This is a genomic window from Candidatus Aquicultor sp. (assembly GCF_054640775.1).
Map to the genome: position 1 here is coordinate 1 of NZ_JBTSLF010000028.1, position 21177 is coordinate 21177.

24 protein-coding genes and 2 pseudogenes are annotated in these 21177 nt (G+C 48.9%); 11 read left to right on the forward strand and 15 right to left on the reverse strand.

The window, feature by feature from the left end; all coding sequences use genetic code 11:
- Positions 1-168 precede the first annotated feature (168 nt).
- Complete coding sequence (locus ACYC56_RS03955; protein ID WP_461372882.1) at positions 169-1029, forward strand: MerR family transcriptional regulator; 861 nt, start codon at positions 169-171, stop codon at positions 1027-1029.
- Positions 1019-1696, forward strand: a complete 678-nt coding sequence (locus ACYC56_RS03960) for a methyltransferase family protein (RefSeq protein ID WP_461372883.1) — start codon at positions 1019-1021, stop codon at positions 1694-1696. The genes ACYC56_RS03955 and ACYC56_RS03960 overlap by 11 nt, the downstream gene beginning before the upstream one ends.
- A 462-nt stretch (positions 1697-2158) precedes the next feature.
- On the opposite strand, the gene ACYC56_RS03965 is transcribed toward ACYC56_RS03960, so the two are convergent.
- Both ACYC56_RS03965 and ACYC56_RS03970 read right to left on the reverse strand, forming a co-directional pair.
- Positions 2159-3334, reverse strand: a complete 1176-nt coding sequence (locus tag ACYC56_RS03965; protein WP_461372884.1) for a PAS domain S-box protein — start codon at positions 3332-3334, stop codon at positions 2159-2161.
- A 402-nt stretch (positions 3335-3736) separates the two neighbouring features.
- Positions 3737-3940, reverse strand: a pseudogene (locus ACYC56_RS03970) (transposase); the annotation flags it as partial.
- A gap of 314 nt (positions 3941-4254) precedes the next feature.
- Between ACYC56_RS03970 and ACYC56_RS03975 the strand changes: the two are divergent.
- Together ACYC56_RS03975 and ACYC56_RS03980 are read left to right on the forward strand one after the other, a co-directional pair.
- Positions 4255-4422 (forward strand): hypothetical protein, encoded by a 168-nt coding sequence (locus tag ACYC56_RS03975; RefSeq protein ID WP_461372885.1) that lies wholly within the window; start codon positions 4255-4257, stop codon positions 4420-4422.
- A 281-nt stretch (positions 4423-4703) separates the two neighbouring features.
- Positions 4704-5318, forward strand: a complete 615-nt coding sequence (locus ACYC56_RS03980; protein WP_461372886.1) for an MEDS domain-containing protein — start codon at positions 4704-4706, stop codon at positions 5316-5318.
- On the opposite strand, the pseudogene ACYC56_RS03985 reads toward ACYC56_RS03980, so the two are convergent.
- Positions 5319-5504: pseudogene (locus tag ACYC56_RS03985) on the reverse strand (type I restriction enzyme endonuclease domain-containing protein); the annotation flags it as partial.
- Positions 5505-5506: 2 nt separating this feature from the next.
- Here ACYC56_RS03985 and ACYC56_RS03990 point away from each other — a divergent pair.
- Positions 5507-6469 (forward strand): recombinase family protein, encoded by a 963-nt coding sequence (locus tag ACYC56_RS03990; protein WP_461372887.1) that lies wholly within the window; start codon positions 5507-5509, stop codon positions 6467-6469.
- Here the strand turns inward: ACYC56_RS03990 and ACYC56_RS03995 are convergent.
- Entirely contained in the window at positions 6432-6971 is a 540-nt protein-coding gene (locus ACYC56_RS03995) for a permease (protein ID WP_461372888.1), read from the reverse strand. The two genes, ACYC56_RS03990 and ACYC56_RS03995, sit on opposite strands and share 38 nt — an antisense overlap.
- Complete coding sequence (locus ACYC56_RS04000; protein ID WP_461372889.1) at positions 6971-7453, reverse strand: permease; 483 nt, start codon at positions 7451-7453, stop codon at positions 6971-6973. The genes ACYC56_RS03995 and ACYC56_RS04000 overlap by 1 nt, the downstream gene beginning before the upstream one ends.
- Positions 7454-7660: 207 nt before the next feature.
- Between ACYC56_RS04000 and ACYC56_RS04005 the strand changes: the two genes are divergently transcribed.
- The 3 genes from ACYC56_RS04005 to ACYC56_RS04015 all read left to right on the forward strand — a co-directional run bounded on the left by ACYC56_RS04005 (position 7661) and on the right by ACYC56_RS04015 (position 9748).
- Entirely contained in the window at positions 7661-8680 is a 1020-nt protein-coding gene (locus tag ACYC56_RS04005) for a hypothetical protein (protein ID WP_461372890.1), read from the forward strand.
- 190 nt (positions 8681-8870) lie between these two features.
- Positions 8871-9362 (forward strand): hypothetical protein, encoded by a 492-nt coding sequence (locus ACYC56_RS04010; protein WP_461372891.1) that lies wholly within the window; start codon positions 8871-8873, stop codon positions 9360-9362.
- A 143-nt stretch (positions 9363-9505) separates the two neighbouring features.
- Positions 9506-9748 carry a DUF378 domain-containing protein gene (locus ACYC56_RS04015; RefSeq protein ID WP_461372892.1) on the forward strand — a complete coding sequence of 81 codons (243 nt, stop codon included), beginning with the start codon at positions 9506-9508 and terminating at the stop codon, positions 9746-9748.
- 136 nt (positions 9749-9884) lie between these two features.
- Here ACYC56_RS04015 and ACYC56_RS04020 read toward each other — a convergent pair whose 3' ends face one another.
- From ACYC56_RS04020 to ACYC56_RS04060, 9 genes are all read right to left on the reverse strand, one after another.
- Positions 9885-10319 (reverse strand): hypothetical protein, encoded by a 435-nt coding sequence (locus ACYC56_RS04020; RefSeq protein ID WP_461372893.1) that lies wholly within the window; start codon positions 10317-10319, stop codon positions 9885-9887.
- 82 nt (positions 10320-10401) lie between these two features.
- Positions 10402-10956 carry a DJ-1/PfpI family protein gene (locus ACYC56_RS04025; protein ID WP_461372894.1) on the reverse strand — a complete coding sequence of 185 codons (555 nt, stop codon included), beginning with the start codon at positions 10954-10956 and terminating at the stop codon, positions 10402-10404.
- 15 nt (positions 10957-10971) lie between these two features.
- Positions 10972-11529 (reverse strand): hypothetical protein, encoded by a 558-nt coding sequence (locus ACYC56_RS04030; RefSeq protein ID WP_461372895.1) that lies wholly within the window; start codon positions 11527-11529, stop codon positions 10972-10974.
- Between the two features lie 150 nt (positions 11530-11679).
- The gene (locus ACYC56_RS04035) at positions 11680-12159 is read right to left on the reverse strand and encodes a hydrogenase maturation protease (RefSeq protein ID WP_461372896.1); all 480 of its coding nucleotides are present in this window, start codon (positions 12157-12159) and stop codon (positions 11680-11682) included.
- 2 nt (positions 12160-12161) lie between these two features.
- Entirely contained in the window at positions 12162-12845 is a 684-nt protein-coding gene (locus tag ACYC56_RS04040) for a cytochrome b/b6 domain-containing protein (RefSeq protein ID WP_461372897.1), read from the reverse strand.
- A gap of 77 nt (positions 12846-12922) precedes the next feature.
- A complete protein-coding gene (locus tag ACYC56_RS04045; protein ID WP_461372898.1) occupies positions 12923-14485 on the reverse strand; it encodes a nickel-dependent hydrogenase large subunit in 1563 nt (520 codons plus the stop codon).
- Positions 14485-15399, reverse strand: coding sequence for a hydrogenase small subunit (locus tag ACYC56_RS04050; protein WP_461372899.1), 915 nt, complete (start codon positions 15397-15399; stop codon positions 14485-14487). Before ACYC56_RS04050 ends, ACYC56_RS04045 begins: the two co-directional genes overlap by 1 nt.
- A gap of 12 nt (positions 15400-15411) precedes the next feature.
- Entirely contained in the window at positions 15412-15597 is a 186-nt protein-coding gene (locus ACYC56_RS04055) for a twin-arginine translocation signal domain-containing protein (protein ID WP_461372900.1), read from the reverse strand.
- A gap of 153 nt (positions 15598-15750) precedes the next feature.
- On the reverse strand, positions 15751-17520 hold the full coding sequence (locus ACYC56_RS04060; protein ID WP_461372901.1) for a SpoIIE family protein phosphatase: 1770 nt from the start codon (positions 17518-17520) through the stop codon (positions 15751-15753).
- Between the two features lie 371 nt (positions 17521-17891).
- Here ACYC56_RS04060 and ACYC56_RS04065 point away from each other — a divergent pair, with 371 nt between their 5' ends.
- The 3 genes from ACYC56_RS04065 (at position 17892) to ACYC56_RS04075 (ending at position 20296) form a co-directional block, all read left to right on the forward strand.
- Positions 17892-19463 carry an FAD-dependent oxidoreductase gene (locus ACYC56_RS04065; RefSeq protein WP_461372902.1) on the forward strand — a complete coding sequence of 524 codons (1572 nt, stop codon included), beginning with the start codon at positions 17892-17894 and terminating at the stop codon, positions 19461-19463.
- Between the two features lie 349 nt (positions 19464-19812).
- Positions 19813-19962, forward strand: a complete 150-nt coding sequence (locus tag ACYC56_RS04070; RefSeq protein WP_461372903.1) for a hypothetical protein — start codon at positions 19813-19815, stop codon at positions 19960-19962.
- Positions 19963-20131: 169 nt separating this feature from the next.
- A complete protein-coding gene (locus ACYC56_RS04075) occupies positions 20132-20296 on the forward strand; it encodes a hypothetical protein (protein ID WP_461372904.1) in 165 nt (54 codons plus the stop codon).
- On the opposite strand, the gene ACYC56_RS04080 is transcribed toward ACYC56_RS04075, so the two are convergent.
- The gene (locus ACYC56_RS04080; protein ID WP_461372905.1) at positions 20268-20888 is read right to left on the reverse strand and encodes a C39 family peptidase; all 621 of its coding nucleotides are present in this window, start codon (positions 20886-20888) and stop codon (positions 20268-20270) included. The two genes, ACYC56_RS04075 and ACYC56_RS04080, sit on opposite strands and share 29 nt — an antisense overlap.
- Positions 20889-21177 lie beyond the last annotated feature (289 nt).

The window sequence follows — 21177 nt, forward strand, 5'->3', positions numbered from 1 at the left end:
GGATTTATTCTCCAGCGCAGGTAACTTCTCCCTTCCGATGGCCTTAGACGCAAGTGAGGTTGTTGCCACCGAGGAAAACTGATAAAGCCCCTAGTCCATGCTCCCCAAAGATCAAGTTGACCCGACCCTTAGGGCAGGGTTTATACTGGTTAAGAAGGTGGGATAGCGGTGAAGAATCGAATAAAAATCAGCGATTTTGTTAAATTGACTGGAAGTACATTAAAAACCATTATCTATTACCATAAGATCGGTTTGCTACAAGAACCGGAGCGCTCTCCGGCAGGATACCGCTTGTATGGGCCAGCGGAGCTGACTCGTATGCGGTTTATAAGACACTTGAAATCTCTGGGGCTGGATTTGAAGCGCATCAAAGAAATATTGGGAGATATGAACAATCATAGAACCTTGCGAGAAGTCTTGCAATCCCTGCGGGCTGAGCTGCTAAGCGAGAAAAAAAGCCTCGAAGAACGAGTGGCGAAAATTGAAATGCTGCTTAGTGAAGAAACGGTTCTCCTGAATGAGGATACTTTCGAGTCCCCTTCTTTTCAAATGATTACAGAGATACTGGGACCGAAGCAAATGGGTAAGTATGCCCAAACTTGCCCGGAACTCTTCGACCAACAGAGAAAATTGTTCGGCATCCTGGACGATTTCCAGTGGGGGGAGGATTACCGGGAAGATTTCCGTGGTTTGGCGGTGTATTTTCAGGCGCACCCCGAAAAGTACCAAATGGCTTTGCATTCCGGAGCGCGTTTACAAGAGCTGGCCAAGCTGCCCGAAGATGACCCGAAGATTGAAGTTATGGCCCGGGAATCCGCCGAATTGATTAAAAGCATACCTTTTGTTAAGGAAATGATAGAAAACAGGTCCAGACCGATAAAACCCCTGGATAGCCTTTATAATGAGATGGTCGCCGACACTCTCTCACCGGCCTGGATTAAGTACCGGAAGCTTGTAGAACAATATCTTAATCTCAATCATAATTTGTCAGCACGACTGGGGAGGGGGCACAATCTAGATGGAAAATAACATTGAAATGTCCAAGACGAAAGCTTACCGTATACCGGTAATTATTGCGCTCATAATAGGCGTTATCTTATTTCTTCCTGCAGGTTCGTTGAAGTATTGGGAGGGACGGCTTTATTGGCTTGAAACCTTTGCCATGATGATGTTTTTTTCCGCCTATTTTCTGAAGCAAGATCCCGCGCTTCTGGCGAGACGAAACCAGTTTAAAGAAAAGGAACCGCAAAAAGGCATCGTGCGTGTCATATCATTTTTATCTGTACTCAGCTTTTTAATCCCCGGTCTTGACTACCGTTTTAACTGGTCGGATGTGCCAATTTGGCTTATTATTCTATCGAATGCTGTTGTTATCCTTGGTTTTGTGTTTATCTTCTTTGTTTTTAAGGAAAACAGTTATGCTTCAACTATCATCCAGGTCGAGGAGAAACAACCGGTTATATCGACCGGCCTCTACGCCATAGTCCGCCACCCCATGTACACGGCAACATTATTAACTTTATTGTTTACTCCGCTGGCCCTTGGTTCTTATTGGGCATTATTGGGTTTTCTACTCTTTATACCGAGTAATGTTATTAGGCTCATAGGAGAAGAAAAAGTGCTCTTGCGAAACCTTCCGGGGTATGAGGATTATTGTTTAAAGACACGTCATCGCTTGATACCATTAATTTGGTAAAGAAGTCGGCTTGATCAGTTATCCAGTACGGTTACATACCTTTTCATCATCTTTATATTTCCCGCCCTATCGGTTGCCTGGATTTGCATTAAATAAGTGCCAGCAGCCCGGGTGTCATAGATCAGGTGTCAGACACCCGGTAAGCTGGCAACCTGTAGGTCTAATAGCAAATCATTGTGAATGTGTGCAATTCTAAAACTAATCGGCACTTAAAAAAAGATTTTGGCTCTCTCAAGCAATAATCTTCCAGTGCTCCCCGGATTGGGCACTATTCAGGCTTAGAAAAGCTTGTCTTTGCTATAGCATAAGGGCACTGCAATCACTCACTATTCAAACCAGAAAGAGCTGCTAGAACGATTGGAAGAATATTTTGCAGCGCTGAATAGCTGATCAATTGAGCTAAGGGTAATCAACCAAAATGGTGGACTAAAACAGTTCATGCGAGGGGACTGTTTTTACGACTTAGTCTATAGATGCATATTTGTCGAGACAGATCATATCTTTAACGACAGGGGTCGGGGATTTCTCGAGTACGACTATCGTTCTTCCAGGTCTTGTTGCAAGCATTACGCGATTAGATAGCTCTAGCATCACACTAAAGCCAACTCCGAGCGATTGTTTAGTCGAAAAGCCCGGTATCAAAGCAGCTTTCGGGAGAACCGAGAAATCTATGCCGGGGCCAGAATCCGAGACCATCAATTGTATGGCCTGTTCACTTTGATATGCTTGATAGATACCACCTTGTGCGTGTTTTACTGTATTAGCCATAGCTTCACTTGCTGCCAGTATCAGCTCTTGCAGGCTATCGTCATCTAGAAACCTAGATGCGAGCATGGATAGGATCTGGGCGCGAGCCGTCGATAAGTCTTCATAGGAATCGATTGAATAGGCTTCTGTTATCGGCTCGCCGAGCGCTGCTTGAATCTCATCATCTGTCATGATAATTAATCTATCGCCAGTTACGGCACCTAAAATGCTGACATATGCATTTCGCACGTCGAGGTCGCGAGCTTTTGCTAGCTCCTCCGCAAGCCTTCTCTCGGTCACATCGCGGTTGATACCACGATAACCGCTAAACTTGCCTTCATTATCGAAAACCGGTAATCCGCTGATCTCTAAAACGGTCTCACGACCGGTCTTATGAATAAATGTATTTTCGAAAAGTCCAAACGACGAGCGCGTATTGGCAAAACCTTGGATTATTTCGGTAGCCTGTTGTGCCTCATCGACGCTCATTAAATCGAACGGTTTCTTGCCGATGATTTCATCTACGGAATATCCTAAGATATCCTCGACTATCGGGCTGCTATAAGTAAACATAAAATCTTCGTCAATTTCCCATACCCAATCGTTGATATGCTCAACTAGGTCGCGATATTTCTCCTCGCTAGCTTGAAGACGGAGTGTTGTCATCGCTAGCTCTGCGATATTGTTGCGAATAAGCACATAGATAAGCACTGCTGTTACCGAAATAAAAAACAATCCTTTATAGGTCTGAAGGCGCGTAAAAATTGCTGGACCATTGAAAAGAATGGCCAGTATCCGATCAGAGAAGTAAATCCATACAGCGCTTACCACTGCAAAAATCAGGGCTATACGTAATGGAATCATTGCTACTTTGGTGAGTAGTCGCTTCATGTCGGTTTATCCCGTCATAGATCACGGCCTTATCTAGCTACTCGTCGCAATCATCTTGATCTTACCTATCAGTTTAGTATGCGCAAGTAGCAGCTATTTCAAACAAGTTCATAGGTCTTAAACATGCGGAAAAAGGACTTCATAGCTCTCAATAAAAGCGTTGTGTTAGTGTTACAAGAGAGAAATCCTTGAAAACTCACCGATATTGTACATAATCCACAATTCTTGAAGGTTTATATAATTAATACTGGCATTCATCTGCTATGATACAGTTCGCCCTAAGGAAAGAGTCAAGAAAAATCATGACCGCACTTCTAGATGCAGTTTACACTAGCCCTATAAGGGCATGGTACTGGCCGCACCTCAAAATGCATTATACTGTCTTCTGTATTAAGTACCTGACTATCCCTTAAAGGGATTATCTGCTTCCTTGAGGTTGTCCATTATGTGGTCAGCGTGTTGCTGCTCTCTGATATATTTCTTTACGGCCTCTTCGGTAAGACCCATGGTCGTTACGTAGTATCCCTTACACTAGAAGTGCCTGCTGCCATATTTGTACTTAAGATTACCGAACTGCTCGAATATCATGAGCGAGCTTTTACCTCTATTATTTCTATTCCCTTGTATTGACACGGTCTTCTTAAGATAGCGCCGATTTCTTTCTTATACTTGCCTGTGAACCCCCCCGTATTGGGGGGGGTATTCACTGGCGCAACACAGAACATGTGAATTAGCAAGACCAAAAGGAAGGACCAAGAAACCGCTTGAAGCCCGAAAATGTGTTGACGGTTGAATCTTGATCCCCTCAATCTTAAGAAGCCACTATGGGCTTGGAGTTTAGAATCTGCGTTTTAGGAGATATTAAGCTTATAACGAACTTGTTACGCTAGCTTGAATTAAAGAATAGTGAGGTGGATACAATGAGCGAACCGGAACATATACATAGAGATACCGAAGAGCGTCGCGTGGTCGAGCCAGGACATGACAGCCTCGCGGGTTATGCGGCAATCAAATACGCGGCTATAGTCATAATCGTTCTTGCAATACTATATTTTCTTGCAATTTATGTGCTGCCACTGTTCAGATAACGTAACGGTTTTCTAACCCTTACGACTATATTAAATACCCTGGTGAATTATCTGGGGTATTTTTTAAGTTGACTATCCTTTCCACGAGATAGCGCCCCCGGACAGGATTATTTTCAAACTTCTGAAGGAGTTTTAAGTTACATTTTCTTACGCATACCCTGCAAGCAAGCAGGATAAAAAAGGTTAGAATAGGCTGTTTTTATGTGAATATGTTCCTTTTTGACCTTGATTGCAACAATGTCGCATCCTTTATGCTAGGCTCGGTCAAGGGGATGTGAATAATGAAAACTATGAAATCGACAGGCTCTATTAATTTTGAAATTGCAGCAGGTGAACATATTCTTCACTTTTACAACAGTGAATCACAGCGCCTGAGTGTCCTGAAGGAATTTATTAAAGATGGTTTTAGGAAGCACAATAAAAGTATTGGTGTTATCAACAAAGATGACTTATACAAAGTGGAAGACATGCTTATCAAAGATGATATTGACGCCGGCTATTACTTAATTGAGGGCCAACTAGTCTTTATGGCCCATGAAGATTACTTTGCTACCGGTGGTAGTTTCGACGAAAAACGCTTTAGCGATGTGATTACCGGTGCCATAAATGCAGCGATCCGCCAGGGTTGGGATGGGGCAAATATCGCAAATGACCTTACTTGGGCCGCTACGGGCTCAAATGTAGATGCCTGGCTGCGCTTTGAGGCAAACGCAAACAATTATATCAGAACACTACCCGCAACATGCTTGTGCCAATATGACGAACGCATAATACCTAGCGCTGTGTTAACTAATCTAATAAAGACGCATCCCTTCGTGATATTGGGCGATTCCATACGCCAGAATCCCTTTTTTATTTCACAAAAGAAATACCAGAAACATTATAGTCTTAACTAATTAGGACCATATATCAGCAAACAACTCTGCTTGCTTAAGCACGTTATCAGTAGCGATTTCCTGCTTATCCGGTGGGTAACCATATTGCCTTAAAGTTCTTCTGACTAGCACTCTAAGCTTTGCTTGAACGTTTTCTTTTATCATCCAGTCGATTGATGTGTTCGATTTGACCTTTTGGACGAGTATCCTTGAGGAAGCTTCATGAGCGTATTGATCAAATGGGTCTTAAGACTAGACCAACCAGAAAATGGTCTGAAAAACCGATTGTGAGATCAACACTTGCATTAATCTTGCAGAATAAATTCTATACAGGCGTCTTTGAGTGGAAAGGTGTAGAGTACAAAGGCAACCATGAGCCTCTTATTGATAAAGAGACGTTTCAAAAAGTCCAAGAGATCTTGGCGTTAAATCGAGTTGGAATAAAAACCAGAAAGTATAACCATTATCTCAAAGGTTCAATTTTTTGTGCTGAATGCGGCGCGAGAATGTCAGTTGATGTAGCTAAAAAGGATTGCCTCTATTTTTACTGCTTAAGCCGTAAGACTAAACCTAAATGCACCATGCCGTATGTTGAAGCATTTCATATCGAAAAAAGCATTGAAGAATTCTATGAGCAAATTGAATTAAAGCAAGAATGGGTTGATAAAATTACTCTTTCATTTAAGAAGGAGCTCTTAGCACGGGAGAAGGCCGATTATAAGCAGCGTGAACTAGCACATAAAAGAATGGAAACCCTGCAGAAGCAAAAGGTAAGAATCGTTAACGCTTACGTCAACGGTGTCTTTGATGATGAAACCGCTAAAGCCAAAAGGCTCGAAATTGAAAGAGATATGGTAGCTGCTCGTAAGTTGTTAGATGCAATTTCCATTAAAACTGAGATGCTGGAAAAAAGGCTTTCTATTACAATCCAAATGGCCAGAAACTGCGGAACGCTATATAAGAAATTGAATGAGGAGAACAAACAGCTTCTTAACCAGGTTGTATTTGAAAAGATCTACATAAATAAAGACGGCACGGTTGCCCGTGCTGACTTTACCCCGCTATTTTATTGTCTTTTCGTGTCTAAAAAGTTCGAATTAGATAAATTTGGCATCCCCGGATCGGATTCGAACCTTACTTGGGGCTTTCGAGAACTTCGGCTACATCGTTGATTACTAATGGCCCCGGCATCGTTATGATTTTCTCCACAAGCAGGCTCACAGGAATAGAAAGTGCGAGCACCAGGCCCACCCTGAGGATGGTGAAGTACGGACCGAGGAATTTCACCTCGAGCGGGAGCATTGGGATTTTTACCGCCCACGTGGTAAGCATGACGACAATGACGCCGACTCTGGCGCCCCTATTAAGAAGAGACTTTAATAGCGGAAAAATGGCGAAAAGCGGACCCACCAGGATTGAGCCGAACAAGGCCGAGAGAACCAAGGCTTTGGTGCCCGAGCCCTCACCCAGCTTTTCCGCGATCATGTCTTCTTTTATCCAGACCTGGACGAGTCCTATGAGGATAAAGACGGAAACGATGATAAGAATGACCGAGCTTACCGTGTGCCAGGTCGCCGATAAAGCGATGCTTGCCTTACGGGGCAGGTAGATGCCCACAAGAAGGTATATAATACCGACTGCGATAAGGTACCGGTAATTTCTCGCCCAGCTCATCACAACACCGCCCCCATAATCAACCCGATGAGAATCGAGACTATCAAAGAGGCGACCCACCTGGTGATGGCGAAGCGGCGACCATAGGTCGCGATTTCCATGGGTAAGGTGACGGTGCCGACGCTGACCCAGGAGACCACGAAAGCGGCGACCGCAGCCTGGCTCGCTCCGACCTTCCATAAGTAGTGCGCGATGGGAAATGCAACCGCGGGTGGCCCGGTTGCGGCGCCCCCGACGATGGCTCCGATAAGCGGCGCAAAATATCCCACGGATTTGCCCATCAATGACTGGACGATTCCCTTGGTCAAGAACGCCTCAAATAGCCCGACCAACAAGAAAACGGTAGCGAACATGGGTAGCTGCTTTCGCAATGTCGCCGCCGCGATCCGAAGCGCCTGCCCCGTTTTACTTCTATCTTTTATGCTTGAATACACAAGAAGCACGGCCACTACGGCCACGAATAAAAAATCAGTCGCTCCCATTGGCTCCCCCGGCGTAGCATGCATCCGCACCTAGCAGAAACGAAACACGATATTCTTAATATACCCCTAGGGGGTATTTGAGTCAAATGTTTCCCGATATACTCCTTCACCCTCTCCGATTCGGGCGAAGATTTCGGGTATATCCCCGGCGCCAAAACGATGACGCGAAAATTTTTAGGGGGGATGCAAGTGGCAACATATAACTAATTGAGCAATTTCAATGAGGTCAAGAATGAAATCAATGAATGGACGATGGGGCCGGTCAGCAAGGCCATGGTCGATCCTATGGAGCTGACTAAGATGACCGCGGGTTACGGAATCGAGCAGCACCAGTGGACCAACTATCACCACCTTATGGAGATGAGCCAGAACAAGGAAATCCGGGAACTCTTCGCGAGGATATCGCTGCAGGAAGAAGAGCACCAATCCTTGATGGGCTCGCTCGTCGACCCGGAGACGACCCCGATGGAGGCCAGCATGGCCCTCGAGATGACCGCCCTGCAGGGCTTTGCGGATGCCGCCCAGCTCGAGCCCAACGAGAGTTGCAAAATGGTGCATGATTACATCCTGCTCGACCACCTTACCCAGGCGAAGTCTCTTTGGGATACTATGTCGAGCATCGGCACAAACCCGGAAGGGGTCGTCAAAGGACAGATACAGATCAAGGAGGGCAGGCCGTGGGACAGGCAGCTTATCCCGACAAACGACCTGATGAAGCAGCACCTGGATAAAAACTCGGCGGATATCATGAGCTTTGTTAACATACACTCTTTGCTTGCAAATGAAGAGCAGCTCAGAAACGACTTCCAGATGCTGAGAAAAATGATGCCTGCGCGGGACGTCCGCCGGCTCTACAATATGGTGACCGCAGTCGAGAACCTCCATGTGACCATGCTCGAGTCACTGCTCGACCCGATGACCACGCCGCTTGAATACGCGATGATGAACGAGCTGGTCGAGATCAGGGTGCACCAGCTGGGTATGCAGATGGCGAAAAACGATGCGGCCCATCAAACCCACGAGTACACGTTAAAAGAGGACCAGCAACACCTGAGCTGGTTGAGAGATGCCTATAGCAGGCTCGAGCAAGGGGATTCGAGCAAATTCGAGATCCCGAGTGCGTTGTTTGCGATGTCGCAAATGTCGGCAAACGACTACATCGACCAGATCATGCCGATGCAAATGAACATGCTGCCGAAAGGAACCGGTTTCGAAAAGGCCGCCTAGACTGCCGCCGGCACAGAGCGAATAATCGACCATCCCCCGGGGTGGTCTTTTTATGCGCCTACATGGGAACAAATAATAATGGCTTCAATGAGTTTGGTGACTTTGACGGAGCCTTGAAACAGGCAGCCTAGAGCGATAGGCTATGTGCAGGACGTTTGACTAGTGGTTCCTAATAGTTGAGGTGAATATCATGGGCACTAATGAGAGACGGGGCGGTCTTACCGCCGGCATTATCCTGATTGTGATTGGTATCGCCCTTTTGCTTATAAACCTGGACCTGTTTAGTCCTGGGGTTTTTGTGTTTGCATTAGGGGTGTCGTTCCTGGTTGCGTATGCGTTCTGGCGCGTCGTCGGATTTCTTATCCCCGGCATGATACTCGCCTGGCTGGGCATCGCCATAACATTGACGGAAGCGCACGTTTTCCGTTCCGTCGATAATGGGGCGGTCATTACTATCGCGCTAGGGTTTGCGTTTCTATCGATCTATGCGTTGATGCCCAGGCGCCGGTACTGGTGGCCGCTCATCCCCAGTGGCATCCTCCTTCTTATCGGGACGACGACGCTTCTTGTAACCGAAAGCATAATCCCCCTGACCATCACCCAGCTTACCAACATAATCTGGCCGGCCATACTTATCCTGGTAGGGGTCTGGCTGATTTTCAGGCAGGTCTACAGACGATAAGCTAATAATCGCGAAGCTCAGACGTACCTGACAATTTTCAAAGGTTTCTCCCCGAACCCGGTTATATTGTCAGCTCCGGGGAATAATGCAGTCGAGATAGGTAGGTTCGACAGTAACATCGATCATAATCGGGGGTAGTTAAAATGCAGGAAACTACAAATATTGAGAGGATCAGTGTGCCCGATGAGGCCGCGTTGGCCTTGACGACCATAGGCGCATTGAACTGGGGTCTGATCGGGCTTTTCTCATTTGACCTCGTCGCGCGGTTGCTCGGTCGCAGGTCGCTGGCTTCGCGAATAGTATACTCGCTTGTCGGCCTCTCCGGAGTGTATGCAGCCTACTATCTCTACAAATCAAGCACCAGCATCACGCTTCCGCCAGAGTAGGCAGCAAGGTTGAAAAGGGCCGCATAAGGAGGGTTACCGCGCTAGCGCAGTACGGTCGATCACATGATAATATCCGCAGCGGGGTAAAAAATACCCCGCTTTCTCTTACAAAACACCCTCCCTACTTGTGTCGCGCTTATTCCTCTTCGCCCTCCTCCTCCTCGCCTTCCATGTGAAATTCCCACATGCGGCGGCGCATCTCTGCCGCGCGCTTCATATAATCGATCTTCATACGCCTTTTTTCGTCGGCGAAATTTACAATCTCATCGGCCATTTTATCCAAATCACCGCCGTATTTTTGATCCATCTTGGCCTTGATCTTTTCGTAAAGCAGCTCTTTCTTCGCGATTTTCGCCATCATCATAGGGCCTTTACGGTGGTGTTTCCCGCCTTCCGTCATGCCAGCGCCATACCCGCACACAGGACACACCCCGTGCCCTTGCATCCCCATCGGCATCATGCCCATCGGGCCGCCCATTCCTCCCATCATTCCCATTCCATGACCCATGCCGTGCCTGCACCTGTGGCCGCCCATGTGGTGCCCGTAACCCATCTTTCCTCCGTGTGTCATATCCGCACACCTCCTGATATGTTTCTACCCGTTTGCAAAATAGCAATAACTGCGATTACGGCATCGGGGCGCCGCACGGGCTTTATGCCGCCGCAGCCCCGTAGCGCGACAGGTAGCCTATCATATCCTGGCAGAACAGGCTCATATCGGCATCGGCGCGCGCGCTGAAGACATTATCGCTCATCGCGATAGGCGTATAAGATATCTGTGCACCAGCGTTTTCGAGATTAGTGTAAAGGTTTGGCGGGGCGGCGATGATCTTGTTGTCGACAATACCGGCCCCCATTAAATCGATCGCCCCCTCATCGGCACTAGCCACCAACCCGCCGCGGGCCCAGGTCTCTTCAATCAGCTTCATCGCGGCAACGTTCTCGCGGATAGCGTCTGCCGTTACGTTATCGGCCACCAGTACCGCATCATAGTAGTTTCGTGCGGCTTCGGCGAACGAAACAACGCTCGTTACGCGAATGCCTCCATCCCGGCTTGTTAGAACATCGTTGCTGTTGAAGCTCGCTATGAGAATATTGGCGCCCTGGCTCTTAAAGCATTCGCGTAAGTAATTAAAGTGCTCACTCTGGAATCCGTCCACTAGAAGAAACAGGACGCTCTTACCTTTTATGTTTTGCGCATCGGCCATAGTAAAGCCTCCCTTCTACGCCGCCTCCTTGCTCTCCGGCCACTGCCCCTCGATAAGCGATTTTAGGGGATGGTCCTCTTTCGTCATGTGCAAGGTCGAGTAGAGTTTATCCACCGCCTGGGAGAGATCTTCTTTAGTAAAATGAATGCCCAATTTGCCTTCGATATCTTGCTTGCGCGCCCCGATTAAAAGGATTTGCGTGTTTTCATAATCGAGGAGATGCTCGTCTTTGACGTTGATCCAGCTTTCATCAAAAAGCTGCATGAGGTCTTGCGGGTAGCGCAGCCGTTCCTCTGCCCCCGGGTATCCCCCGGCCAAGTGCTCCAGGTCCCGGCCGTTATCGGTTACGTAATCTACGATCAACCAGTTACGCTCCTGCGGGGCCATCCTGCCCGGCAGGATCTCGGGCATATACTTTTGCCCCACTATAAGCAGGCGAAACAGTTTGGGTTCTTGCGGAGCCATGACCAGGTAAAAGCGCTCGACATCACCAAGGTCTCGCACTTCTTCTTCGTGCACTTTCGGCCGGTAGAAGAAATAGAGGTCACCGTGCTCGATTATCTTATTCGTCATCTCTCACCCCTCGTATTCGCTGGTAGCTATTGGGTAGCGGCCCACGCGATATGAACCACATCCAGGTGAACTAAACCGGTATATACCCAACGAAGACGAACGGCGGGGCGAAATCAGAACATTTACGCGACGTGCAGGCTGCAATATTTGCTACACATTCAGAGACTGCAGCTCCTCGGTTACCAATTGGCAGACGCGCCTTGCGGCAGTGGCAACCGGTAGGGTAAGATTGCTATCCCTTGGTCGAACATCACCTACCTGGATACCAAAAATAATCACCTCAGGATTCGCGCCGACCAGCCGTGCGTTGGTCACGAGATACGCCACACCCATCCCATGGATATTATTTGAACGGAGGTTGAGCACGCCGGCCTCGTCCGGATTGAACTTAAAAATCGTACCGGGTTCGGCCTCGGTTGCGATCGAGTCGACCACGATGACGATATCCGAATCCCGAAAGTGCTTTACCAGACCCATACCTGCGGTCTCACCAATGACCACATTAATATTGGGGTGGCTGATCCCAGAAGATAAATCGCGCACAACGGCAACCCCAACGCCATCGTCACCCATTAAGGTGTTACCGATACCCAATACCGTTATCTTGGGCTTACGGCGTGAATCCCCCATAGCTAAAGCTCCTCGCCGCCATCGCTCATCGTTACTTCGCCGGGCTCCCGGTAAAGGAACATAAGCGGCAGTTCGGGTCTCGCCTCAATAAGTACCAGGTAAATATGTAAAGCAGTAATCACGATGAACAGCCATGCGACTATATAGTGGATCATACGCACATAAATCGGGCCCCCTAATGCATACGTTAGCGGTGAGAAAAACGCGAGCGTCGGGGTCCATAGCTCGAACCCGGTTATTATCTGGATGAGCGACAAGAGAATCAACGCCCAATACGTTCCCTTTTGCAGAGGATTGTATTTTAGTATTCTGGGATGGGTCCGGCGCAGAAAGAGGTAGTAGCGCAGTGTCTCCAGTGTTTTGCCCCTATTTTCCTTTTGCGGTAAGAAAAACTTGTAATCCGGCATTTTGCGCCGTGAACCCGTGGGGGCCGAACCGCGACCGAAGAACGCCCAGTAAATCCGGATTACCCCGGAAGCGATTAGAATCCAGGCGGAGATGAGATGGATGGTTCTATTCGTCTGCATCGAACCTCGATAAAAAGGTGAGTGTATGAAAAACCCGGTGAACACCAAAGCTATTAAAGCTACCAGGTGTACATTGTGTGTTACCACGGCTACCAGTGGGTGTTCCTCCCGCGTTATATGCGGCTTACGCCCCTCACGCGCCGTCGCTCGAACTCCCATCTACATCACCCCTAACGGACCTGGAATTTGAGGACCTGGTTTGATTCCGGTTCAATCACGTGAACCGCGCAGGCCATTCACGGGTCGAATGTGTGAACGACCCTTAATATCTCGAGCGGCTTTGTTGGGTCGACTACCGGCTGCCCAACCAGCGCCTCCTCGACGGGACCACGCACGCCATTGTCGTCGCGCGGCGATAGGTTCCAGTTGGATGGGGGAACTGCGGCGTAGGTATCGATCAGGCCGTTCTTGATTTTTATATAATGACAGAGGGCGCCGCGGGGCGCGTCCCATCCGCCCTTGCCGGTCCCCGTCGCGGGAATCGGCTTTGCCTTAAATACCTGTGTTTTTCCGCCCTTGATATTATCCAGTAGCTCATCGGACCAACGTAGAGCGTTGTCTGCGTTCACCTTAGCTTTTAGAACACGGGCCGCAATGCGGCCTAAATCGGACATCAGAATCCCGACATTTCCCGGCTGACCGATGGCTTTAAGCGTATCATCGACCGCTTTTTTAATTTCCGGGCGCCCGGCAAGATAGCCGACCAGCATTTGCGCGAGCGGACCGACCTCCATCGGTTTGTTATCGTCACCATAACGTACCGCTTGCGTCCAGTCATACTTACCTTTCACAGGTTCCTGGTTGTCAAGAGGATCGATCCCGGTGTAGTTTATCGGCTCCTGTCCAGAATCAAGCGGGTGTTTACCGCCGCCGACCTTATCATCAAACCACGAGAACTTCGTGTACATCCTGCTCTTGTCCGGATCGACCTTCTCCAGCTGAAGCTTGCCGTCGAAGATCCCACCCCTCGGGAATACGCGATCGCCGGGGTCCTGGCTCTTTTCATCAAGCACGCCCCATGTCAGATAATTGGCATGCCCTTTGCCCGTCTTAGCAAGGTCGAGATAAAACGGGGCGATGGCCAAAAGGTCGGGGACCATCACTTCATTAACGAAGGCCTGTACCTGCTCCATGCGTCCCCTGTAGAATAATATTTCTTCTATGCTGGGCAGCTGCGTTACGCCACCCGGCACATAATTCATGATCATCGGATATTTACCACCCATAAACGCAGCGGCATCGTTTGCCGCCTGCTGGGCGTCTATCGACTGTAAGTAGTGTGCGGTAAGCTCAAGGTCAAGATCCGGGGATAACTTGTAGCCGGGGTGGTCCCAGAACATATTGGCAAAGGGGCCGAGCTGACCCGATTGCACCACCGCGTTGACCTTATCCTGGACATCTTTAAGCGCCTGTGTGGTGGGCCTAGCGTTGAGCGCGTTGGGTACGTTTACATAATCAAACGCGTTGAGGATATAGAACCAGAGGATATGGTCGTAGCCGATTTGGGAGGCCTCCATCATGTTACGCACGAGCCTGGCGTTATCATCCACCTTCTCGATTCCCATAGCCCGCTCGACCGCCTGGACCGAATTGAGGGCGTGGGGCGTGGGACACACACCGCAAATCCTTTGGGCAAAATGCCAGATACCCATGGGATCGCGGTTCTTCATAAATATCTCAAAACCGCGGAAGAGCGTGCAGGTGTTCCACGCATCGGTAACTTTACCGTTCTCAACGATGCAGGTGATTCTAAGATGACCCTCGATGCGGGTGATCGGGTCGATGACTACTTTTGCCATTAGGCATTACCACCTTTCGGGCCGCCTTCCGGTTCTGCCGGCGTGCGGTGGGTCAGCCTTCCGGATGCGGCTTCTCCTATGAAATGGGCCCCGATACCGACGGCGGTTATTACGCCGATTGCGATACCGACATCCGTTACCGATACCCCGCCGACGCCGGGGACCCTGATGTTTGATGTCTGCTGATAGAACGGGCTGAGTTTGTCCCAGAAATCCGGCTCGGCGCAGCCGATGCATGGGCCGTTGTGCACGCACCAGCTCAAGTGGCCGTTCCATTTGGTTACAGGGCATGGGGCAAATGTCTGCGGCCCCTTGCAGCCCATCTTGAACAAACACCAGCGGTTTTGGGATGCTTCATCCCCAAAAACCTCTACGAACTCACCCGCATCAAAATGGCCCCGCCGCTCGCAATTGTCGTGGATAAGGCCGCCGTAGAGAAACATCGGCCGGCCGATGGCGTCCAGCGCGGGCGGTTTGCCGTTTAGTAGTATGTACGATAGCACCGCAATCATGTCCTCGGCGTTACCCGGACACCTGGAGACGTTAACGACAACCGGGTTGGCGATTCCTGCGTCCTCACGTAAAAACGCCGCAAGGCCTTTAGCACCGGTCGGGTTTGGCGCCGCGGCCTGGATGTTGCCGTAGGTCGCACACGTGCCGATAGCGATAGTCGCCTTGGCCTTTTTGTAGGTGTCTGCGGCGATGTCCATCGAAGTCTTCCCATGTACCGTCATCGCACCCGGCACCTTTGTCGCAATCGCACCCTCGACGACGTAAAAGAAATCGCCGCCGTCAACGGTATCCCTGAAGCTCTTTTCCGCTTGGTCCCCAGCCGGCGCCATGACGGCTTCGTGGTAATCAAGCGATATTTCTCTAAGAATCAAATTGGCTACGCTCGGCGTCCTGCTTTGCAAAAGGTTGATGCTTCAGCCAAGGCATTCCTGGAAAAGCGACCAGACCACCGAAGGGCGTTTGGCGAGTTTCTCCAGGGCCGCCGCAATATCCGGAGCCGCCATCTCTCCCGCGCCGATCAAAACACCGATCGTACCGCAAAATTTGAGGAAATCCCTTCGCGTCAACCGGGGAAATACCGACATTTCCTCCTCCGACATTGCTCCACCTCCATTAGAAACGAGTTGCAGGCATACGTTTGGCCACAATGGGTTCGCCTATGCGGCTCATTGGTTTTATGTATCATCGCCGCTTATATACCCTACCGGCGAGTTTTTTACGCACCTCTGATTCTGTAACAGCAAAGAGATGGTTTAATGATCCAGAGAAACCGTGAGCAGGGCGATATCGTCCGATGGGTTGCCGGTGCAGAACGACATAACCTCTGAGAAAATGACTTGCGGAAGCTCTTGGATATTCTGTGAATCAAAGGATTTGATAAGCTCTATAAGGCGTTCTTCTCCGAAGAACTCGTCGTCGCTTCTCGGCTCGATCGCGCCATCCGTATAAAGAACCAGGATGTCGCCTTTTTGGATGATGGTTTTATCGTCGGCGTAATGCAGACCCTGGAAAGCCCCGATAAACGGTGAGCTGGTAAAAAGAAGTGAGGTCTCAGGTGTTTTCTTTCTTAAGATCGCCGGTGGATGTCCCGCGCTGCAGTACGTAAACTCCCCGGAGCGGGTATCCAGAATACCGAAGAATACGGTGATAAATGTCGCCAATTCCGAGCAGCTGCTGATAAACTCGTTTGTCTTTGCCATGACGCAAGCGGGTGAATCACTATCATATGCATATGCCTTGATTGCATCTTTTACCAGCGATGTAAGAGTGGCGGCATTCAGACCTTTTCCAGAAACGTCTCCGATAACGATTCCAACCTTGCCGCCTTCTAGTTCAAAAAGATCGTAGAAATCCCCACCAACCCTGGTCGCCTCGGTTGCAGAATGGTAGAGGTAGCTAAAATCGATGCCGGGGATGGTCTGAGGAACGGTAAGAATCGCCTCTTGCAGAGTATCTGCGATAGTCCGCTTAGAGGCATAAAGACGGGCATTTTCGATAGCCAGCGAAATCGAAGTGCCGAGTTTACCCGCAAAATCGATCTGCAACTCATCAAACGGGGTGGCTTCAGAATGATAATGAAAAACGAGAGTACCAATGGCGTGCTCCCGTACAGTCAAGGGAACTACCAACATCGAGCGGATATTCAAACGTTCGGTCAATTCACGGTTGACCCTCATATCGCTCAGGGCATCGTTAACGACGATCAGTTCCTTCGACCGTGCGGCCAGAGATGAAACCATAAACTCGCTATCGGTAAATCTCTGCCCGATAAGCTCGTGTGGCAAGCCGTTGATATATTTGAGTACCCAGTGGTCACCCTCATGCAAATCGATCGCGGCGGTCTCGGCCCCTATCGCTTTGGCCGCTTCCACGACAGCCCGCTGCATGATCATATCAAACTCAAGCGTTGAGTTAATCAGCGCATTGATATCATTAAGGGCATCGCTCAGCTCTTTCGCTCTTCTCATCTCAGCCTCGGCTTCCTTACGCCCGGTAATATCGCGCACGACACTTACGATTACCTTCCTGCCCCTGAGTGTAACGAGACTTGCGTTTATTTCCACATTCATAATGGTCCCGTCTTTTTTGAGATGCGCGGACTCAAACACGGCGGAACCGGCGTTCTTTAGGTATTCAATCCTTGGCTTAACCATCTCGGAATATTCAGGCACGTCCAGCTTATCAAAGCTTGACATCATAAGCTCATCTTTCGTATACCCCCTGGTCGTACAAGCCGCCTCATTTACGTAGAGTATCTTTCCGTCAAGATCACGGACGAAAACCGAGCCGGTGGCGCTATTAAGCAACAGCGACTTACACTCGAGGTCTCGCTCTATTTGCTTTTCTCGAGTGTAGGTCAGGGTAAAGATCAATGTGATAAAGATGACAAATAAGCGTGCCCAGAGTTCATGCGGCTTGGGATGTATGAGCTGGCTGACCAGCGATCCTTCGTGAAAGATAGAGGTGTCGACAAAGGAATCGGCGACCCAGAATGCAACACTGATAACAATCGTGGCTAACATCAATTTGGATATGTCCGCTTTACGCTCGCTCTTCATCAACCGACCCCATGATTATCAACTGCGTACTATGTGAACTTAGATTAACGCACGATACCAAACTTACTAAAACGTACAGTTAGCTGGTAATTTGCCGGTATTACATCCATTTATATCAGCCTAAAGCGATAGTATCCCCAACAACCATACAACTCTTATACCCAATAAAACATCATATTCCATTCAATTGTGTGATATTTTTCACATTAAATATAATTCTGTGCCATTCTTTCAAAAAGACCGTTTTCCCGTACCAGTTTCTTAATGCCGACTTTTGGGTAACGAATGCCTGGCGGGTTTCCAACAGAACCGGCAAACCAGAATAGTGAAGCTCGATGGAAAGGGATGAAGTCATGAATCCTGAAAAAGATGGTATTATACCAGGTCACCAGCACTCGCTCTGGATAGATACAACCCCCGACACCGATTTTCCTCCCCTGCAGGACAACCTAGAAGTAGATGTCGCAATAATAGGTGGCGGCATTAGCGGCATAACGGCCGCTACATTATTAAAAGAGGCCGGCAACACCGTTGCCGTTGTCGATATGCACAAGATAACTAAACTCGTGACCGGGCATACCACGGCTAAGATCACGTCCGCACACGGGATAATCTACGAGCCCCTTACCAAAAGCTTCGGTGAAAACGGCGCACGCATCTATGCGGATGCGAACCAGGCGGCGATTGAGCGAATCGCCTCTCTCGTCGAGCACCACAGTATTTCTTGTGATTTTAAGCGTGCGCCCATGTATGTCTATACCGAATCTGCCGGCAATCGTGAGACCATCAGGCGTGAGGGACGGGCGGCTGAAAAGGCAGGTCTTCCCGTTATGTATACCGAGGAAACACCGCTGCCGTTCCCGGTTCAGGCGGCAGTGCGCTATGATAACCAGGCGCAGTTTCACCCACGTAAGTACCTGCTTGCTCTCGCCCAGACGTTACCGGGCGAGGGAAGCCATATTTTCGAAAACACCGAGGCCTTAAAAGTAGAGCAGGGTGATCCGCATACCGTGGTGACAAACAAGGGAAGTTTGAAGGCCAGGTATATCATTATCGCCACCCAGTTCCCGTTCTACGATACAGGGTTCTTCTTTTCCCGGCTGTATCCCTATTACTCATATGCACTTGGCGTCCGCATAAGGGGAGATATCCCCGAGGGAATGTACTACACAGAAGACGGCGGCGAGTTTGCCGTCCGCAATCAGCCGGCCGATAAAGAGACGCTTCTCGTCATCAGCGGCGGCCACCACAAGAACGGCCAGGGCGGCGACACGCTTGAGGACTACCGTGACCTCGAGATACGTACCCGCGAGCGCTTTGATGTCGAATCGGTGGATTACTTCTGGTCTACCGAGGATTACGATACACCCGATAACGTGCCATTTATAGGCAAAGCCCCGCGATCCGATCGAATCTACCTTGCCTCGGGATTTGGCGGATGGGGTATGACGAACGGCACACTCTCGGCCATGATTCTGTCTGATATGGTCCTGGGGCGGCACAACCGCTGGGCCCCGTTCTTTAATCCGTCGCGGACTAATATACTGGCTTCCGCCAAGAAGTTCGCCACAGAGAATGCAAACGTCTCCGCGCAATACGGCAAGAGCATTCTTACAGAGCCCCACCTACGCGACCTCTCCGAGCTTAAAGAAGGCGAAGGCAAGAAGTTCGTTATCAATAAAAGAGAGGTCGCGGCCTACAAAGACAAGCAAAGCATCGTCCATGCGGTTTCCCCTATCTGCACCCACCTTGCCTGCACCGTAAACTGGAACAACGCTGAGCGCACCTGGGACTGTCCCTGCCACGGCTCTCGTTTCAACTACGACGGCGAGGTAATCCACGGACCGGCCTTAAGGGGCCTGAAAAAACGAGACATCGAAGAGCCTGAAGAACAGGAGTCAGAATAGAACCTTCTTCTTACAGTAGCTTAGCTACGCCTAAACGCTGGTAAGTGACAGTCATGCAAGTGCATCCGAGATTCTTCACTTCGTTCAGAATGACAAGTAATCGCTATTCGCTACTCGCTAATCGCTCTTACCCACATTCTCGACCCACACCATTCTGAATCCTGGCTCCTGGCTCCTGGCTTCCCAGGCTTTTTGGTTTCTGCTACAGTAGCAAAAAGCAAGGAACCACAAGAAGGTCGTTATGGGCGCCGATTCGAATATCTACGTTATAAAAATCTACTGTTCGAAGTGTAATACATTCCTGTATAAGTACAGAAAGCGGACGAATGGTTTTCTGGTCAAGTGCTATATGGACAGGATTTTAGAAGACGGTACGAACGGTGACCTCAAGTGCCCGAGCTGCGGCCAAGAATTTGCCAGGTTTAAGATAATGAAAAACAAACCGGCCCACAAGATTATCAGGGGAAAGGTTTTTATCAAAGGCCACCTGAAAAAGTAGCACCGATAAACGATTTGATTTATCCATCGCCTCACTTCCCGTCCTCTCTGCCGAAGAGGCGATCAAAGCGCTGTTCAAACACTCGATAATCCACATCGACCCCGAGATTACGTTTATCGATGATTTGATAGCCGACCTTAACGAGTCTTAAGAGGAGGTAAAAGATCAGATGGAAAAGGTCGTCATCGATGTTCCCCCGATGAACTTCTTAATGGTGGACGGCAAGGGCGACCCCGGCAAGGCGCAAGAGTTCCAAGATGCGATCGAGGCGCTTTACGGCGTTTCGTATACGCTGAAATTCACGATCAAAAAAGCTCAGGATATCGATATTTGATATCAATCATATGGCCTATTCGATATTTAAACGTACCCAAAGGATCAGATTGATCGGTTAGATTCGAGGCTACATAGTAAATCGAGCCAAAAGTGCCGTTATAGCTATTTAGCGCATTCTTAATTCCAGTAGTCGTACTTCCAGAAGTTGTTGTACCAATCTTAGTTGCAAGAGTCGTTTGGGATGGTAACGTCGTAGAGGAACCACTTTTAGTCTTATGGAAACTCAGACTCTGGCGCGCCGAAGCCGGGCCACACCAATATGATTTCTCCTGCATATAATTTGTTACAGAGATCGAGATATTGCCATACTCGTTGTTAGCAATTAGGCACGAGGCTCCCACTTTATGGTGATTACTTTCGCAAGTGCATCCAGAAGGAGTCATCGGTTCTCCAATTGAGCGCTCTTTCGCTTCAGTTTCTTGCTTTAGCTGTCGGATAACTTCGGGAGTTAGTGAAGGATCATTATCCATAACACCTGACACGAGGCCTGCTGATCCCGAGTCCATAGGCTTAGCTAGAGCTATAGCTGAGCTAGAGCTAATCAAAAGCAAAACGCTTATACACACTGCAAAGATCTTCTTTCTTATCATGATTCACTCCTTTAATTAATGAAGCAAAAGACTTAGTCAAACCTGTTTCTTGTTTCGCCTTGTCAAATATGGTACGTTTACACTGCTACCTCTAATAAACCGAGTAGGAATCGCAACATTTCGCTGTGTTTATTGGAGGTAGCTTTTTATTTTGATCATATACACCTCCTTATTGGATTTGGGATTAAGTCGCATATTCTCTGTATTACGAATTAGGTAGCTTCTACATACGTGCACGCGTGTGGTGTTATGTTTGTCATATATTTTTGCTAGCCTATTTTCCTAGCTT

What these genes read in the sequence shown, in the direction of transcription:
- ACYC56_RS03960 (WP_461372883.1), top strand. Translation starts at nt 1,019, where the DNA reads ATGGAAAATAACATTGAAATGTCCAAGACGAAAGCTTACCGTATACCG.
- ACYC56_RS03965 (WP_461372884.1), bottom strand. Translation starts at nt 3,334, where the DNA reads ATGAAGCGACTACTCACCAAAGTAGCAATGATTCCATTACGTATAGCC.
- ACYC56_RS03975 (WP_461372885.1), top strand. Translation starts at nt 4,255, where the DNA reads ATGAGCGAACCGGAACATATACATAGAGATACCGAAGAGCGTCGCGTG.
- ACYC56_RS03980 (WP_461372886.1), top strand. Translation starts at nt 4,704, where the DNA reads ATGAAAACTATGAAATCGACAGGCTCTATTAATTTTGAAATTGCAGCA.
- ACYC56_RS03995 (WP_461372888.1), bottom strand. Translation starts at nt 6,971, where the DNA reads ATGAGCTGGGCGAGAAATTACCGGTACCTTATCGCAGTCGGTATTATA.
- ACYC56_RS04000 (WP_461372889.1), bottom strand. Translation starts at nt 7,453, where the DNA reads ATGGGAGCGACTGATTTTTTATTCGTGGCCGTAGTGGCCGTGCTTCTT.
- ACYC56_RS04010 (WP_461372891.1), top strand. Translation starts at nt 8,871, where the DNA reads ATGGGCACTAATGAGAGACGGGGCGGTCTTACCGCCGGCATTATCCTG.
- ACYC56_RS04015 (WP_461372892.1), top strand. Translation starts at nt 9,506, where the DNA reads ATGCAGGAAACTACAAATATTGAGAGGATCAGTGTGCCCGATGAGGCC.
- ACYC56_RS04020 (WP_461372893.1), bottom strand. Translation starts at nt 10,319, where the DNA reads ATGACACACGGAGGAAAGATGGGTTACGGGCACCACATGGGCGGCCAC.
- ACYC56_RS04025 (WP_461372894.1), bottom strand. Translation starts at nt 10,956, where the DNA reads ATGGCCGATGCGCAAAACATAAAAGGTAAGAGCGTCCTGTTTCTTCTA.
- ACYC56_RS04030 (WP_461372895.1), bottom strand. Translation starts at nt 11,529, where the DNA reads ATGACGAATAAGATAATCGAGCACGGTGACCTCTATTTCTTCTACCGG.
- ACYC56_RS04035 (WP_461372896.1), bottom strand. Translation starts at nt 12,159, where the DNA reads ATGGGGGATTCACGCCGTAAGCCCAAGATAACGGTATTGGGTATCGGT.
- ACYC56_RS04040 (WP_461372897.1), bottom strand. Translation starts at nt 12,845, where the DNA reads ATGGGAGTTCGAGCGACGGCGCGTGAGGGGCGTAAGCCGCATATAACG.
- ACYC56_RS04045 (WP_461372898.1), bottom strand. Translation starts at nt 14,485, where the DNA reads ATGGCAAAAGTAGTCATCGACCCGATCACCCGCATCGAGGGTCATCTT.
- ACYC56_RS04055 (WP_461372900.1), bottom strand. Translation starts at nt 15,597, where the DNA reads ATGTCGGAGGAGGAAATGTCGGTATTTCCCCGGTTGACGCGAAGGGAT.
- ACYC56_RS04060 (WP_461372901.1), bottom strand. Translation starts at nt 17,520, where the DNA reads ATGTTAGCCACGATTGTTATCAGTGTTGCATTCTGGGTCGCCGATTCC.
- ACYC56_RS04065 (WP_461372902.1), top strand. Translation starts at nt 17,892, where the DNA reads ATGGAAAGGGATGAAGTCATGAATCCTGAAAAAGATGGTATTATACCA.
- ACYC56_RS04070 (WP_461372903.1), top strand. Translation starts at nt 19,813, where the DNA reads ATGGACAGGATTTTAGAAGACGGTACGAACGGTGACCTCAAGTGCCCG.
- ACYC56_RS04075 (WP_461372904.1), top strand. Translation starts at nt 20,132, where the DNA reads ATGGAAAAGGTCGTCATCGATGTTCCCCCGATGAACTTCTTAATGGTG.
- ACYC56_RS04080 (WP_461372905.1), bottom strand. Translation starts at nt 20,888, where the DNA reads ATGATAAGAAAGAAGATCTTTGCAGTGTGTATAAGCGTTTTGCTTTTG.